12 protein-coding genes and 1 pseudogene are annotated in these 14,125 nt (G+C 59.9%); 4 read left to right on the forward strand and 9 right to left on the reverse strand.

From position 1 onward, the window contains the following. Window positions 1-10 precede the first annotated feature (10 nt). The 3 genes from KGA88_RS10010 to hutU form a co-directional block, all read right to left on the reverse strand. Window positions 11-979: an ABC transporter substrate-binding protein gene (locus tag KGA88_RS10010; RefSeq protein WP_223590491.1), complete on the reverse strand. Its 969-nt coding sequence runs from the start codon at window positions 977-979 to the stop codon at window positions 11-13. A gap of 69 nt (window positions 980-1,048) precedes the next feature. After that, window positions 1,049-2,518 (reverse strand): purine-cytosine permease family protein, encoded by a 1,470-nt coding sequence (locus KGA88_RS10015; RefSeq protein WP_223590493.1) that lies wholly within the window; start codon window positions 2,516-2,518, stop codon window positions 1,049-1,051. Between the two features lie 133 nt (window positions 2,519-2,651). Further along, a complete protein-coding gene (gene hutU, locus KGA88_RS10020; RefSeq protein ID WP_110658360.1) occupies window positions 2,652-4,319 on the reverse strand; it encodes a urocanate hydratase in 1,668 nt (555 codons plus the stop codon). 451 nt (window positions 4,320-4,770) lie between these two features. On the opposite strand from hutU, the gene KGA88_RS10025 reads away from it, so the two are divergent. After that, window positions 4,771-6,408 (forward strand): methyl-accepting chemotaxis protein, encoded by a 1,638-nt coding sequence (locus tag KGA88_RS10025; RefSeq protein ID WP_110658361.1) that lies wholly within the window; start codon window positions 4,771-4,773, stop codon window positions 6,406-6,408. Between the two features lie 6 nt (window positions 6,409-6,414). Here KGA88_RS10025 and KGA88_RS10030 read toward each other — a convergent pair whose 3' ends face one another. Together KGA88_RS10030 and hutC are read right to left on the reverse strand one after the other, a co-directional pair. Next, complete coding sequence (locus KGA88_RS10030) at window positions 6,415-6,987, reverse strand: HutD family protein (RefSeq protein WP_223590496.1); 573 nt, start codon at window positions 6,985-6,987, stop codon at window positions 6,415-6,417. Between the two features lie 10 nt (window positions 6,988-6,997). Further along, window positions 6,998-7,708: a histidine utilization repressor gene (gene hutC, locus KGA88_RS10035; protein WP_181432004.1), complete on the reverse strand. Its 711-nt coding sequence runs from the start codon at window positions 7,706-7,708 to the stop codon at window positions 6,998-7,000. A gap of 146 nt (window positions 7,709-7,854) precedes the next feature. Here hutC and KGA88_RS10040 point away from each other — a divergent pair, with 146 nt between their 5' ends. Continuing rightward, window positions 7,855-9,219 carry a formimidoylglutamate deiminase gene (locus KGA88_RS10040; RefSeq protein ID WP_223590498.1) on the forward strand — a complete coding sequence of 455 codons (1,365 nt, stop codon included), beginning with the start codon at window positions 7,855-7,857 and terminating at the stop codon, window positions 9,217-9,219. A 120-nt stretch (window positions 9,220-9,339) separates the two neighbouring features. Here KGA88_RS10040 and KGA88_RS10045 read toward each other — a convergent pair whose 3' ends face one another. Then, window positions 9,340-9,909: a lipocalin family protein gene (locus tag KGA88_RS10045; RefSeq protein ID WP_110658365.1), complete on the reverse strand. Its 570-nt coding sequence runs from the start codon at window positions 9,907-9,909 to the stop codon at window positions 9,340-9,342. A gap of 30 nt (window positions 9,910-9,939) precedes the next feature. Continuing rightward, a complete protein-coding gene (locus tag KGA88_RS10050; RefSeq protein ID WP_007975531.1) occupies window positions 9,940-10,194 on the reverse strand; it encodes a hypothetical protein in 255 nt (84 codons plus the stop codon). A gap of 294 nt (window positions 10,195-10,488) precedes the next feature. Between KGA88_RS10050 and KGA88_RS31745 the strand changes: the two are divergent. Further along, window positions 10,489-11,511 (forward strand): annotated as a pseudogene (locus tag KGA88_RS31745) (cache domain-containing protein); the annotation flags it as partial. 93 nt (window positions 11,512-11,604) lie between these two features. Next, the gene (locus tag KGA88_RS31750; RefSeq protein WP_411740841.1) at window positions 11,605-12,369 is read left to right on the forward strand and encodes a methyl-accepting chemotaxis protein; all 765 of its coding nucleotides are present in this window, start codon (window positions 11,605-11,607) and stop codon (window positions 12,367-12,369) included. A 117-nt stretch (window positions 12,370-12,486) separates the two neighbouring features. Here the strand turns inward: KGA88_RS31750 and KGA88_RS10060 are convergent, their stop codons facing one another. Beyond that, window positions 12,487-13,089, reverse strand: a complete 603-nt coding sequence (locus KGA88_RS10060) for a DUF924 family protein (protein ID WP_223590503.1) — start codon at window positions 13,087-13,089, stop codon at window positions 12,487-12,489. 3 nt (window positions 13,090-13,092) lie between these two features. Further along, window positions 13,093-14,103, reverse strand: coding sequence for a class 1 fructose-bisphosphatase (locus tag KGA88_RS10065; protein WP_007975526.1), 1,011 nt, complete (start codon window positions 14,101-14,103; stop codon window positions 13,093-13,095). Window positions 14,104-14,125: the final 22 nt, after the last annotated feature.

Genomic DNA, 14,125 nt, shown 5'->3' on the forward strand with positions numbered 1-14,125 from the left:
GAAGCCCAACCTACAAGGCCGCGTCGATTTTCTTGGCTGCGTCTTCGCTCACCCACGCGTGCCAGACTTCAGGATGTTCCTTCAAGAAGATCTTGGCCAGTTTTGGCGACTCGATCCGCTCTTTGGTCATGCGCCCCAGGTTCTGGTTCAGCAAGTCGATTGGCACGTTGACCTTTTCCAGAACGGCTACCAGTTCTGGCGCTTCGTCGTGGAAAGTCTTGGACAGGCCGACCTTGATATTCACGGTCTTGTTCACGCCTGGCTTCTCTTCGAGTTTCACTACATCGACCTGACCCATCAGCGGCGTTGGCGACCAGTAGTAGAACAGGATCGGCTCGCCACGCTTGTAGCTCGACAGCACGGCGGCATCCAGCGCCGGGCCGGTGCCTGGGCGGAAGTTGGTGTAGGTGCTTTCCAGACCGTAGCTTTTCAGCATTTCGCTGTTGTCCAGCTCACAGGTCCAGCCGGCCGGGCAGTTGTAGAAACGGCCCTTGGAGGGTTCTTCAGCGTCCTTGAAGATCGCCGAGTATTTGCCCAGGTCAGCAATGTTCTTCAGGTCCGGAGCCTTGGCTTCCAGCTTGCGCTTGGCGTCGCCTTCGATCACGTAGCGCGGCACGTACCAGCCTTCGATTGCGCCAACAACCGGCGCGCCGACACCGATGACCTTGCCGGCCTTCTCGGCCTTGTTCCAGACTTCGCTACGGCCGACCCATTCTTCGGCAAACACTTGAATATCGTTGCTGCCCAAGGCGTTTTCCATGGTGATGGAGTTGCCCGGCAGGCTGTCAGTCTTGCAGTCGTAGCCTTTCTCCAGCACGACTTGCATCACGTCGGTCAGGAGCATCGCGCTTTCCCAGTTCAGGCCGGCGAATTTCACCGGTTTACCCGATTCGCACCAGCCCGCCGCCTGAGTGGCGCCGGCGCTGGCCAGCAGGCCCATGGAAAGCAATGTGGTCAGCAGGGTCTTGTTCGATTTCATTGTTGTGACGCTCCTAATCATGAATTGGCTTACGGCAGTCAAGAGGCATCCAGCCCTGTCCACGTCCAATCAGGCCTGCGCCGCAGCGCGACCCACATTCTGCTTTTGTTCGGTGACCGCGCCCTGCTCGACCGGCAGGATCAAACGATCAGGCACTGTGCCGTGCCATTTTTTTGCGCATACGTAATACAGGGCGGCGGGTAGCACCAGGCCGATGACCCAGGAAATATCCACATCACCCAGGGCCGCCACCAACGGACCGGTATAGAACTTGGTGGAGATGAACGGCAGTTGTACCAGCACACCGAACACATAGACGCTGATACCGAGAAGGTTCCAACGACCGTAGCGACCATTCGGATCGGCCAGAGCCGGTACGTCATAGCGTTCGCGAGTGATGCAGTAGTAGTCCACCAGGTTGATCGCGCTCCAGGGAGTAAAGAACGCCAGCAGGAACAGGATGAAAGATTTGAACGCACCGAGGAACGAGTGCTGACCGAGCAACGCCATCAGGGTCGCAGCACCGACGATGACCAGCACGAAGACCAGGCGCTGCAAGCGCGTTACCTTCAGGTCACCACGGAAACCGCTGATGATGGTCGCAATGCACATGAAGCTGCCGTACGAGTTCAGCGTGGAGATGGTGACCTTGCCGAACGCGATGCTGAAGTACAGCAGCGCAGCGGTGGCACCGGTACCACCCAGGCCAACGATGTAGGCCACTTCGTGGCCGGCGTATTGCCCGTTGGCCGAAGCGGCCGCGAACACGCCGAGGACCATCGCCACCTGCGCACCAATGACCGAACCTGCGCCTGCGGCAAAAAACGTTTTCACCGCGGAAGTCTTGCTCGGCAGGTAGCGAGAATAGTCAGCCACATAAGGGCCGAAGGCGATCTGCCAGGATGCCGCGAGCGACACCGCGAGCAGGAAACTGCTCCAGCTGAAGTGGCGGATTTGCAACAGTGCGCCAACGTCGACCTGGTTCATCAGACGGCTGAACAGATAAACAAAGGCAATCACGCCAATGACACTGGCAACACGGCCGATCCAATGGATCACCCGATAGCCGAGCACCGTGACCAGCACGATGACACTGGCGAAAAGGAGGATACCGACGGTGTCGCTGACGCCAAACAACTGCCCCAGCGCCTGGCCGGACAACACGGTTCCCGTTGCGGTGAAGCCCAGGTACATCAAGCAGACCAGCACGATCGGGATGGCCGCGCCGTATACGCCGAACTGTACCCGGCTGGAAATCATCTGCGGCAGGCCAAGCTTGGGACCTTGCGCCGCATGCAGCGCCATTACGCCGCCGCCCAGCAATTGACCGATCAACAGACCGATCAATGACCAGAACACATCACCGCCAAGCACCACCGCCAAGGCACCGGTGACAATCGCGGTGATTTGCAGGTTGGCACCCATCCACAGGGTGAACTGGCTTAACAGACGACCGTGTCTTTCCGCTTCCGGGATGTAGTCGATCGAACGCTTCTCGATCAACGGCTTGTTGCTTGCACGATCGCTGTTAACAGCCATGGTTCAACCTCTATGGATTGTTATTCTGGGTTGGACAAACTCTTTGTAGGAGCCGGCTTGCTGGCGATTCAGACACCATGGTGTGTCAGGCGAACCGCCATCGCCAGCAAGCCGGCTCCTACAGGGTTCTGCGTTATTTGCCGGTAATCATCGGCAGGTTCAGCCCTTGTTCCTTGGCGCAGTCGATGGCGATCTGGTAACCGGCATCGGCGTGACGCATGACGCCGGTCGCCGGGTCGTTGTGCAGCACGCGAGCGATACGCTCGGCCGCTTCGTCAGTACCGTCGCAGACAATCACCATGCCCGAGTGCTGGGAGAAGCCCATGCCGACGCCGCCGCCGTGGTGCAGGGAAACCCAGGTCGCGCCGCTCGCGGTGTTGAGCAGAGCGTTGAGCAGTGGCCAGTCGGAAACAGCGTCGGAACCGTCCTGCATCGATTCGGTTTCGCGGTTCGGGCTCGATACCGAACCGGAGTCCAGGTGGTCGCGACCGATCACGATTGGCGCGGACAGTTCGCCGCTGCGCACCATTTCGTTGAACGCCAGGCCCAGCTTGGCGCGCAGGCCCAGGCCAACCCAGCAGATACGTGCCGGCAGACCCTGGAAGCTGATGCGTTCACGAGCCATGTCCAGCCAGTTGTGCAGGTGAGCGTCGTCCGGGATCAGCTCTTTGACCTTGGCGTCGGTCTTGTAGATGTCTTCAGCGTTGCCCGACAGTGCAGCCCAGCGGAACGGACCGATACCGCGGCAGAACAGCGGACGGATGTAGGCCGGTACGAAGCCAGGGAAGTCGAATGCGTTTTCCACGCCTTCTTCTTGTGCCATCTGACGGATGTTGTTGCCGTAGTCGAAAGTCGGAACGCCCATTTTCTGGAAGTCGAGCATTGCTTTGACGTGCACGGCCATCGATTGCTTGGCGGCTTTGATCACAGCGGCCGGTTCAGTCTTGGCGCGTTCGCGGTACTGGTCCCAGGTCCAGCCGGCCGGCAGGTAGCCGTTGAGCGGGTCGTGGGCGCTGGTCTGGTCGGTGACCATGTCCGGGCGCACGCCGCGCTTGACCAGTTCCGGCAGGATTTCTGCCGCGTTGCCCAGCAGGGCGATGGAGATCGCCTTGCCTTCGGCGGTGTATTTGGCGATGCGGGCCAGCGCGTCGTCGAGGTCAGTAGCCTGTTCGTCGACATAGCGGCTTTTCAGACGGAAATCGATGCTGACTTGTTGGCATTCGATGTTCAGCGAGCAAGCACCGGCCAGGGTTGCAGCCAGAGGCTGTGCGCCGCCCATGCCGCCCAGGCCAGCGGTCAGTACCCACTTGCCTGTCAGGTTGTCGTTGTAGTGCTGGCGACCGGCTTCAACGAAGGTTTCGTAGGTGCCCTGGACGATGCCCTGGCTGCCGATGTAGATCCAGCTGCCGGCGGTCATCTGGCCGTACATGGCCAGGCCTTTGGCATCGAGCTCGTTGAAGTGCTCCCAGCTCGCCCAGTGCGGAACCAGGTTGGAGTTGGCGATCAGTACGCGCGGGGCGTTGCTGTGGGTCTTGAACACGCCGACCGGCTTGCCGGATTGCACCAGCAGGGTCTCGTCGTCGTTCAGGTTGGTCAGGCTTTCGACGATCTTGTCGTAGCATTCCCAGTTACGTGCAGCGCGACCGATACCACCGTAGACCACCAGTTCTTTAGGGTTCTCGGCGACTTCAGGGTCGAGGTTGTTCATCAGCATGCGCAGCGGCGCTTCGGTCAGCCAGCTCTTGGCGGTCAGCTTGTTACCGCGGGCAGCGCGGATTTCAACGTCACGAAATTTAGTCACGAAAAGAACTCCTCAGCAATCAATCCAAAACCAACCCAGGCAGTGGGCGAGCAAGCCAATGGGCATCAGTGCACACCGGCGAATCAGTGGACGATGGTTGAGTCCTCGCGACTCATACGCATACGTCTTTACTTGTACATACAAGCATATGCAATCAAGCGGCCAACTTGTTGGATGAGCATTCAAGAAAAATCCTGAAACGGCTGGAGAGCGCCTGGAATAAGGGTTCTGGCGAAGATGAAATTTTTCAGGAGGATTTTTTGTAGCGATGGGTTTTGTTACTTGAGCGCGGTTTTGCGCCACGCTGGGGCGTTCGGTAACACCTGGTGCCCAATTGAGCGCATTCCAGAAACACCCTACAACATCATCAGAAACATCCGACTCCACCTCCATCAATCCTCGCCGACTTCACGAGCAAGCCCCCTGAAGTCACTCCTGTGAGGAACGCGCAATGAAACAGTGGAAAGTCAAAACCCACCTCCTGCTGCTGGCCGGCATCCTGCTGGGCAGCCTGACCGGCATCGGCGCACTCGGCCTGTACGGTATGCGCACTACGGTGCAGGGACTGGAGACGGTTTACCTGGACCGGGTCATCCCGCAACAGGACCTGAAGAAAATCTCCGAGCTGTATTCAGTCCAGATCGTCGACGCTATCCACAAGGCCCGCGACGGCATCCTCAGTAGCGTCGACGCGGCGCAACAGATACGGCAAGCGATGCTTGAAATCCAACCGCTTTGGCGCACCTACCTGTCGACCCGCCTGGTTGATGAAGAGGTGCGACTGATCAACGAAATCACACCACTGATGCAGGCGACCGAAGTACCGCTTCAGCGTTTGCAGGCGGTCTTGAACCGCAACAAAGCCGCCAGTCAGAGCCTGGAGCATTTCGCCGTCCACCAGCTGTACCCCTTGATTGACCCGCTGACCTCACTGTTTTCGCAACTGACCGATGTCCAACTTAAAGAGGCACGCCGACAGTTCGAGCATAGCCAGGCACTCTATGTGGTCAATTTGAGGCAGATGGCCGTGGTCCTGGCCCTGGCACTGTTGTTTGGCAGTCTTTATGCCCTGCTGTTCAGCGCCAGGCTGGCGCGATACCTGGGCGCCGAGCCTCACGAGCTGGCCAGTATCAGCACCAGGATTGCCCAAGGCAGGCTCGGCGATCCAGTGATAGTTAACACGACGTCAACGGGTGTCATGCAATCGGTCGAGGCCATGCGACGCAGCCTGGCCAGCATGATCGGCAAGGTGCGCGAGGCCTCGCAGCATATCGAGTCCTCGACCCTGAACCTGAGCATCTCGTCTGAACAAGGCCTGAAACAGGCTGCCGAGCAAAATGGCGCGGCCTCTTCCATTGCCGCCGCTGCGGAACAGATGTCAGCCAACATCACGCACATTGCCGAGAACGCCGCGCAGGCACACGACACCACACAAAAGGCCGAACAGATCACCGCTTGCGGAATTGCCACCATGGCGCGCTCTATCATCGAGATGCAGCAGATCGCCCAGCTGGTGACCCAGACGTCAGATGAAATCGACCAATTGACCCTGCACTCCAACGCCATCGGGAAAATTGTCGGCATGATCCACAGCATTGCCGAACAGACCAATCTGCTCGCACTCAATGCCACCATCGAGGCGGCGCGGGCCGGCGATCAAGGGCGCGGGTTTGCCGTGGTGGCTGACGAAGTGCGGGAACTGGCAACCCGCACGACCCGCTCTACCGCTGAGATTGTGGTGCTGGTGAGCACCATTCAAAGCGGCATGCGAAAAGCCAACAGCAGCATGAGCACTGGCCGCGAGCGCGTGCTTCAGGGCCAGCAGTTGATCGACAGCGCCGGCGCGTCGATGAATGACGTCAAGACCGCGCTCAACGCGTCACTCAATGCAGTCAGCCAGATCTCCAATGCCTTGCAGGAACAGCGTGAAGCCAGCGAAGACGTGGCGCGCAATGTGGAGAACGTGGCGCAGCGGGTCGAGGAAAATGTCGCGGCGCAGCAGGAGGCGGTGAAAACCATCCAGGCACTGAAACAGATGTCGAGTGAGCTGGAGGCGACCGTTCGAGGTTTTACCCTCGAACGGGAATGACCGGGATCAGTCGCGCGACGTCAGTTCGATCACGCAGCACAGCCCTTTGATGGCGACGTCCAGCAATCCGGCATCAGCCTCCAATTGCAGGCAATCATGACGGCCCAATTGCTGGGCGTTGTTATCGACCGACACCTCAGCCTGCTCACTCATGCTGAACACCAACACCGTGCCCGCCGAACTGAAGAACCGCTGCTCGCCCGACAACCACTGCAACCGCGCGCTATAACGCTGCGGCGCGTAGATCAGGTTGAAATCGCGAATCGGACCACCGAGCAATGTACAGGAGACCTTGCTTTCACCGCTGAAGGCAAACGGGTCCAGCGGTAACAGTGGCCGTGTGTCCTGGCCATCCACCGTCAGGGTCATGCCCTCGCCCTGCAAAACGGTGATCACTCGCTCGTAACCGGCGAAGGTAGAAAACCCGCCCGACTCACCGATATCGGCAATCGACAGGCGCCAGCCAAAGCCATCCAGGCCGGTGCCGGCATCACGAGTGATTTCTTCGGTGCTGCCGCCGCCGTTTTTCCACGGCATGCGTGGGTAATCTTTGGCGCGTAAAACCTTTGCGTTACTCATTTATGGCTCTCTACTTATGAAACCGACCTTCCAGACGATGACGGGAACCGGGGTGAATCAAACGAGCAGCAGTCACCGGCTGACGACCGGACCAGGTGCGGCGACGGATCAGCAGGCACGGCTCGCCTTTTTCAATCTGTAGCAATTTGCATTCGGACGACTCCGCCAGGATCGCCTCGACCACGTGCTCGCCCTCGGTCAACGGCGCGACCTGGTTCAGGTAGGCGTAGGGCGTTTGCAGGGTGAAGTCCTGCTTGAGGTAGTCCGGCGCCACCAGCGCATTGACGAAACGGTCTTCGATTTGCACCGGAATATCGTTTTCGAAATGCACGATCAGCGAGTGAAACACCCTCTGCCCTTCGCGCATGTCCAGGGCCAGGGCACGCTCGGAGCCGGCGGCCTCTTCTTCAAGGGTGATGACCTTGCAGGTGTGGCGATGACCGCGAGAGGCGATTTCGTCGGCGATGTTGTGCACTTCGAACAGGGCGGACTGGCTTTTCGGCTCGGCGACGAACGTACCGACGCCTTGCATGCGCACCAACAGACCGTCGGCAGTCATCTCGCGCAGGGCGCGGTTGATGGTCATGCGACTGAAGCCCAGCTGGCTGACCAGCTCGCTTTCCGACGGAACGCGGTAGTGCGGCGGCCAGTTTCCGCTGTCGATTTGCTGGGTGATCATTTGTTTGACGCGGGCGTACAAGGGCGCCGGACTGTCGCCCATGTTCGCGGCCAACGGAGAAACTGGAGGCGGAGTCGGCACGGTTAATCCTTGGTCATTTGATTGATGTCGCTAGCTTGCCGGAGTTTACCGGGCAGGCAAACGTCTGTATATGTATATACAAATAACACACGATGGGGTGCTTAACCATGTCCGCCTTCTTTGCCGAACGCGCGCTGCTGCCTAGTGGATGGGCCAACAATGTACGTCTTGAGGTCAGCGCCGGCGGCGTATTGACCCATATCCAGGCCGATTCCCATGCAGATGGCGCCGAGCGGTTAAGCGGTCCGCTGCTGCCTGGCATGCCGAACCTGCACTCACACGCCTTCCAGCGGGCCATGGCCGGGCTGGCGGAAGTGGCGGGCAATCCGAACGACAGTTTCTGGACCTGGCGCGACCTGATGTATCGCCTTGTCGGAAAAATCAGCCCGGAGCAACTCGGCGTCATCGCTCGTCAGCTGTACATCGAAATGCTCAAGGCCGGTTACACCTCGGTGGCGGAATTTCACTACGTGCACCATGACACTGGCGGCCAACCTTATGCCGACCCGGCCGAACTGGCCCTGCGTATCAGCCAGGCTGCTACCTCCGCCGGTATCGGTCTGACCCTGTTGCCGGTGCTGTACAGCCACTCCGGTTTCGGTGGCCAGGCGCCGAACGACGGTCAGCGCCGTTTTATCAACAGCACCGAAAACTACCTCAAGCTGCAATCGCGCTTGCAGCCGATCCTCGCGCAACAGAAGGCACAGTCGCTCGGCTTGTGTTTCCACTCGTTGCGCGCGGTCACCCCGCAGCAGATCAGCGAAGTGTTGGCGGCCAGCGACAAGCAGTGCCCGGTGCACATCCATATCGCCGAACAGCAGAAGGAAGTCGACGACTGCCTGACCTGGAGCGGTCGCCGTCCGCTGCAATGGCTGTACGAAAACATCGACGTCGACCAGCGCTGGTGCCTGGTCCACGCGACCCACGCCAACCCGGAAGAAGTCACGTCGATGGCCAAGAGTCGTGCCATCGCCGGTCTGTGCCTGACCACTGAAGCCAACCTGGGCGACGGGATTTTCCCGGCGGTGGACTTCCTGGCCCAGGGCGGGCGCATGGGTATCGGTTCCGACAGCCATGTGTCGCTAAGCGTGGTGGAAGAATTGCGTTGGCTGGAATACGGCCAGCGTCTGCGCGACCAGCGGCGTAATCGTTTGTATGGCGCGGATCAGCCGATGGTCGGCCGTACGCTGTTCGATGCCGCGCTGGATGGCGGCGCCCAGGCGCTGGGCCAGCCGATTGGCGCACTGGAAGTCGGCAAACGTGCCGACTGGCTGGTGCTCGACGGCAACGACCCGTATCTGGCAACGGCCAGTGGCGACGGCATTCTCAACCGCTGGCTGTTTGCCGGTGGCGATCGCCAAGTGCGCGATGTGCTGGTGAACGGGCAGTGGGTTGTGCGCGATGGACGGCATGCCGGCGAAGAAGAAAGCAGCCGCGCCTTCACCCAGGTCCTGCGCGAACTCCTGGGCTGACACCAAACAAAATGTGGGAGCGGGCTTGCTCGCGAAGAGGGCGTGTCAGTCGACGGATTTGTTGACTGACACACCACTTTCGCGAGCAAGCCCGCTCCCACATTTGATCGGTGCTGACTGTTAGTTCGACGTCTTGGCCATCTGCTGTTCCGACGCCCGCCAGATCAGCCGCGTGGTGTCATAACCCTGCTGACGCGCCTTGCTCAGCAGCTCTTCACGCACCACACCATTGACGGTCGGCGTGCGCGACAACAGCCACAAGTACTTGCGGCTTGGATCACCGACAATGGCGGTCTTGTAGTCATCGCTGACGTACAGCACCCAATATTCGCCCTTCGCCGTACCCGGGATCAGCCTGGAGAACCAGGTATCGAACTCGACCCACAGCTTGTCGCTCTTGCCGGGCACCTGTGGATAAGCCGTGCCCTTGACCTCTTCCCATTGCCACTGCGCCGTCAGGCAGCGGTTCAATACCGCGACGTTGCCGTCGGGCTTGAGCGTGTAATGAGCTTCGGATTGCGCGCAGTCACGCTGGAAGTACATCGGCAGGCGAGCCAGCTCGTACCAGGTGCCCTGGTAGCGCTTGAGGTTGACGCTTTTGACAGTCTTGGGTGCCAAGGTGTCCTGGCCAGATGTGGCACAGCCGGCCAACACCAGGCCGGCAAAAAGGATGATCAACAACCGCTTCATTATTTTTCTCCCGTGGGCAATCGCCCCGGTTTACTTCAGGCCTTGGCCGGAAAACATCAGCACTTTATCACCGGCGAACTGCACGCTGATAAAGCTGTTCTTGTCGCCCCAGGTGCAGCTGGACATGCCCAGCGCGCCTGAACAATCGGCGGGTTTGCCCAACAGGGTCTCCACGTCGGCCTTGGCCATGCCAGCCGAGAGCTTCGAGTAGTTTTCCTGATTGACCTTGCTGCAGGCAGCCAGCAACACGCAGAACGAAAGCAGGGCGATGGAACGCAGCGACATGGTGAAACTCCGGGGGGCGTAGGGGGTTGGCATGGCTGCCAAGCTGAAGCTTAGAAGTGAAAACCCCTGTCAGGTTCCCTGCCCGACAGGCTATTTATCGGGCCACTCGTCTACCTTTTACCGAAAATCCTCCACTTTCCTTGTTTACCGGGTATTTCGTCGAGTTTCGGTAAATCCGCCTAATCTTTGGCGCCGATCAGTCGACATACATGCAACGCAATGCCACATCGGTGGCATTTGCTCCCCCCCTTTTGTTGACCAGACCCTCTGCGTAGCTCATCCATGACCAGAAACATGAAGTTCAGCCACAAGATCTTGCTGGCTGCCGCCCTCGTGGTGGCCGTCGCATTCGCTTGTTTCATCCTGTTCAACGACTATCGCCAGCGCGAAACCTTGCGCAACAGTACCGAAGCCTCGATGCAGGAGCTCGGCAGCCTGACCACCAGCAACATTCAGACCTGGCTGGAAAGCCGCATGCAATTGCTGCAATCGCTGGCCCAACAGGTCAGCGCCGATGGCAATGCGCCCGCCAGCCTGAAACGGATCATCGACCTGCCCGCCTACACCGGCAATTTCCAGCTGAGTTACTTCGGTGGCGCCGACGGCGTGATGTTCTCGGTTCCGGCAGGCAACCGTGCAGCGGACTACGACCCACGCACCCGTGGCTGGTACAAGGCGGCCAATGGCGCACAACGGACCATCGTCACCGAACCGTACATTGCCGCGTCGTCCGGCAAACTGGTGATCACCGTGGCCACCCCGGTGCAGCATCAGGGCCAGATGATTGGCGTGGCCGGCGCCGACATCGACCTGTCCAGCGTCAGCGCGATCATCAATTCGCTGAACTTCGGCGGCCACGGCCATGCGTTCATCGTCAGCGCCGACGGCAAGATCCTGATTCACCCGGACAGCAAGCTGGTGCTCAAAAGCCTTGCCGAGGCCTATCCGAGCGACACGCCGAAAGTCAGCCCGGGCATGAAAGAAGTCGAAATCGACGGCAAGCGCCAGTTCATCTCCTTCACCCACGTCAACGGTGTGCCATCGGCGAACTGGTACGTGGCACTGGCGCTCGACCAGGACACCGCGTTCTCGATGCTCAGCGAATTCCGCACCTCGGCGATCATCGCCATGGTGATTGCCGTGGTGATCATAATCGTCCTGCTGGGCATGCTGATCAGCCTGCTGATGCAGCCACTGCTGACCATGGGCCGCGCTATGCATGACATCGCCGAAGGCGAAGGTGACCTGACCAAACGCCTGACCATCCACGGCCACGACGAATTCGGCGCGCTGGGGCTGTCGTTCAACCGCTTCGTCGAGCGTATTCACACTTCGATCATCGAAGTGTCCTCGGCCACCGGCCAGGTCAACGAAGTGGCGTTGCGGGTAGTGGCAGCCTCGAACTCGTCGATGTTCAACTCCGACCAGCAAGCCTCGCGCACCAGCAGCGTGGCCGCGGCGATCAACCAGCTCGGTGCCGCCGCCCAGGAAATCGCCCAGAACGCCGCCCTCGCCTCGCAACATTCCAGCGATGCCCGCAGCCTGGCCGAAGATGGCCAACAGGTTGTGGATAAAACCATCGCGGCGATGCAGCAGTTGTCGGCAAAGATCAGCGACTCGTGCGGCAACATCGAGACACTCAACAGCAACACGGTCAACATCGGGCAGATCCTGGAAGTGATTACCAGCATCTCCCAGCAGACCAACTTGCTGGCGCTCAACGCCGCCATTGAAGCCGCCCGCGCCGGTGAAGCCGGACGTGGCTTTGCCGTGGTCGCCGATGAGGTGCGCAACCTCGCTCACCGCACCCAGGATTCGGCGCAGCAAGTGCAGACGATGATCGAAGAGCTGCAAGTCGGCGCCCGGGCAGCGGTGGGCATCATGACCGACAGCCAGCGCCAGAGCGAAACCAGCGTCGGCATCGCCAACCAGGCGGGCGAACGCCTGGGCAGCGTGACCCAGCGCATCGGTGAAATCGACGGCATGAACCAGTCGGTCGCCACCGCCACCGAAGAGCAAACGGCTGTGGTCGAGTCGATCAACGTCGACATCACCGAGATCAACACGCTGAATCAGGAAGGTGTGGAGAACCTGCAGTCGACCTTGCGTGCGTGTGCTGATCTTGAGCAGCAGGCGGCGCGGTTGAAGCAGTTGGTGGGTAGTTTCAGGATCTGAGGCGCGCTTGCGGGCCCCATCGCTGGCAAGCCAGCTCCTACAGGGATCTTTGTCGCACTGGAGATCTACTGTAGGAGCTGGCTTGCCAGCGATGGCGGCATCAGCAACAACGAAAAATCAGAACCGTGAGCCCGGCTTCGACAGAAACTCGAGCTCCTCAACCGTAGACTCCCGCCCCAACACCGCATTGCGATGGGGAAACCGCCCAAACTGCGCGATCACCTTCTGATGCCGCTCGGCATAGTCCAGGTAATCAGCAAACAGCGCACGATCAACCTCCGGCTGCTGCGCCACCAGTTCGATGTAACGCGAGACGCCTTCGTTCTGCACCGCGAGGTCCTCGCTGTGCTCGAACACCAGAAAGATGAACACCCGCTGGATCGGCTGCAACTGCCGGTCGAAATCCGCGGCAATGCCTTGGGCTACCAGCTTCTGTGCCCGGAGATCGCCTGCAAAGGCTTTGGGAGTGTCGCGAAAGATCATTCGCGGGATTTGATCGAGCAGCAGCACCAATGCCAGCCAACCTTCGGGACGTTGCATCCACTCGGTCAATCCGCCGGCCAGTGCCTGCTCGGTCCAGTCCCCGAAACGCTCACGCGCTTCGAGGTCCTGGCTGTCGCGCTTGCCGAACCACAACTTGCCCTTCTGCGCCGCCACTTCGCTCGCTGATTCGGAACTCCCGAACCACCAATCAAGCAACGGCTGCCAGGGCGCGTTCATGGTTTATTCCTTGTGGTAAGCCGTGACGCGGGCAACTTCTTCCTTCGAACCGAGGAACACCGCAACACGCTGGTGCAGGCCTTCCGGTTGAATGTCGAGAATACGCTGGTGACCGTCGGTGGAAGCGCCGCCCGCCTGTTCCACCAGGAACGACATCGGGTTGGCTTCGTACATCAGGCGCAGTTTGCCCGGCTTGGACGGCTCGCGGCTGTCGCGTGGGTACATGAACAGACCGCCACGGGTCAGGATGCGGTGCACGTCGGCGACCATCGCGGCAACCCAGCGCATGTTGTAGTTCTTTTTCAGCGGACCTTCATCGCCTGCCAGCAATTCGCTGACGTAGCGCTGTACCGGGGCTTCCCAGTGACGCTGGTTGGAGGCGTTGATGGCGAATTCCTGGGTGGCTTCAGGAATGGTGATGTTTTCGTGGGTCAGGACGAAGCTGCCCATTTCACGGTCCAGGGTGAAGCCCTTCACGCCGTCGCCCAGGGTCAGGATCAGCATGGTCTGTGGACCGTAGATCGCATAACCGGCGGCCACTTGCTGGGTGCCTGGCTGCAGGAAGGCCTTTTCATTCAAAGGCTCGTTCTGGCTCAGGTACTCGTTCGGGCAACGCAGTACCGAGAAGATGGTGCCGACCGGGGCGTTGATGTCGATGTTCGACGAACCGTCCAGCGGGTCGAATACCAGCAGGTACGCGCCTTTCGGGTATTTGCCCGGGATCTGGTAGGCGTTGTCCATTTCTTCGGACGCCATGCCGGCCAGGTGACCGCCCCATTCGTTGGCTTCAAGCAGGATCTCGTTGGAGATCACGTCGAGCTTCTTCTGCACTTCGCCCTGGACGTTTTCAGTGCCCATGCTGCCCAGAACGCCGCCGAGGGCGCCTTTGGACACGGCGTGGTTGATCTCCTTGCAGGCACGCGCCACCACTTCGATCAGGAAGCGCAGATCGGCAGGAGTGTTGTTGCTGCGGGTCTGCTCAATCAAATAGCGACTCAAGGTAACGCGGGACATGGAAGGCTCCGGTGGAATGGGG

It is taken from the genome of Pseudomonas sp. A-R-19, assembly GCF_019956575.1.
GTDB lineage: Bacteria > Pseudomonadota > Gammaproteobacteria > Pseudomonadales > Pseudomonadaceae > Aquipseudomonas.

Excerpts from the sequence above, each read along its gene's own strand:
- KGA88_RS10010 (WP_223590491.1), bottom strand. The coding sequence starts at position 979 with ATGAAATCGAACAAGACCCTGCTGACCACATTGCTTTCCATGGGCCTG.
- KGA88_RS10015 (WP_223590493.1), bottom strand. The coding sequence starts at position 2,518 with ATGGCTGTTAACAGCGATCGTGCAAGCAACAAGCCGTTGATCGAGAAG.
- KGA88_RS10025 (WP_110658361.1), top strand. The coding sequence starts at position 4,771 with ATGAAACAGTGGAAAGTCAAAACCCACCTCCTGCTGCTGGCCGGCATC.
- KGA88_RS10030 (WP_223590496.1), bottom strand. The coding sequence starts at position 6,987 with ATGAGTAACGCAAAGGTTTTACGCGCCAAAGATTACCCACGCATGCCG.
- hutC (WP_181432004.1), bottom strand. The coding sequence starts at position 7,708 with ATGGGCGACAGTCCGGCGCCCTTGTACGCCCGCGTCAAACAAATGATC.
- KGA88_RS10040 (WP_223590498.1), top strand. The coding sequence starts at position 7,855 with ATGTCCGCCTTCTTTGCCGAACGCGCGCTGCTGCCTAGTGGATGGGCC.
- KGA88_RS10045 (WP_110658365.1), bottom strand. The coding sequence starts at position 9,909 with ATGAAGCGGTTGTTGATCATCCTTTTTGCCGGCCTGGTGTTGGCCGGC.
- KGA88_RS10050 (WP_007975531.1), bottom strand. The coding sequence starts at position 10,194 with ATGTCGCTGCGTTCCATCGCCCTGCTTTCGTTCTGCGTGTTGCTGGCT.
- KGA88_RS31750 (WP_411740841.1), top strand. The coding sequence starts at position 11,605 with ATGTTCAACTCCGACCAGCAAGCCTCGCGCACCAGCAGCGTGGCCGCG.
- KGA88_RS10060 (WP_223590503.1), bottom strand. The coding sequence starts at position 13,089 with ATGAACGCGCCCTGGCAGCCGTTGCTTGATTGGTGGTTCGGGAGTTCC.
- KGA88_RS10065 (WP_007975526.1), bottom strand. The coding sequence starts at position 14,103 with ATGTCCCGCGTTACCTTGAGTCGCTATTTGATTGAGCAGACCCGCAGC.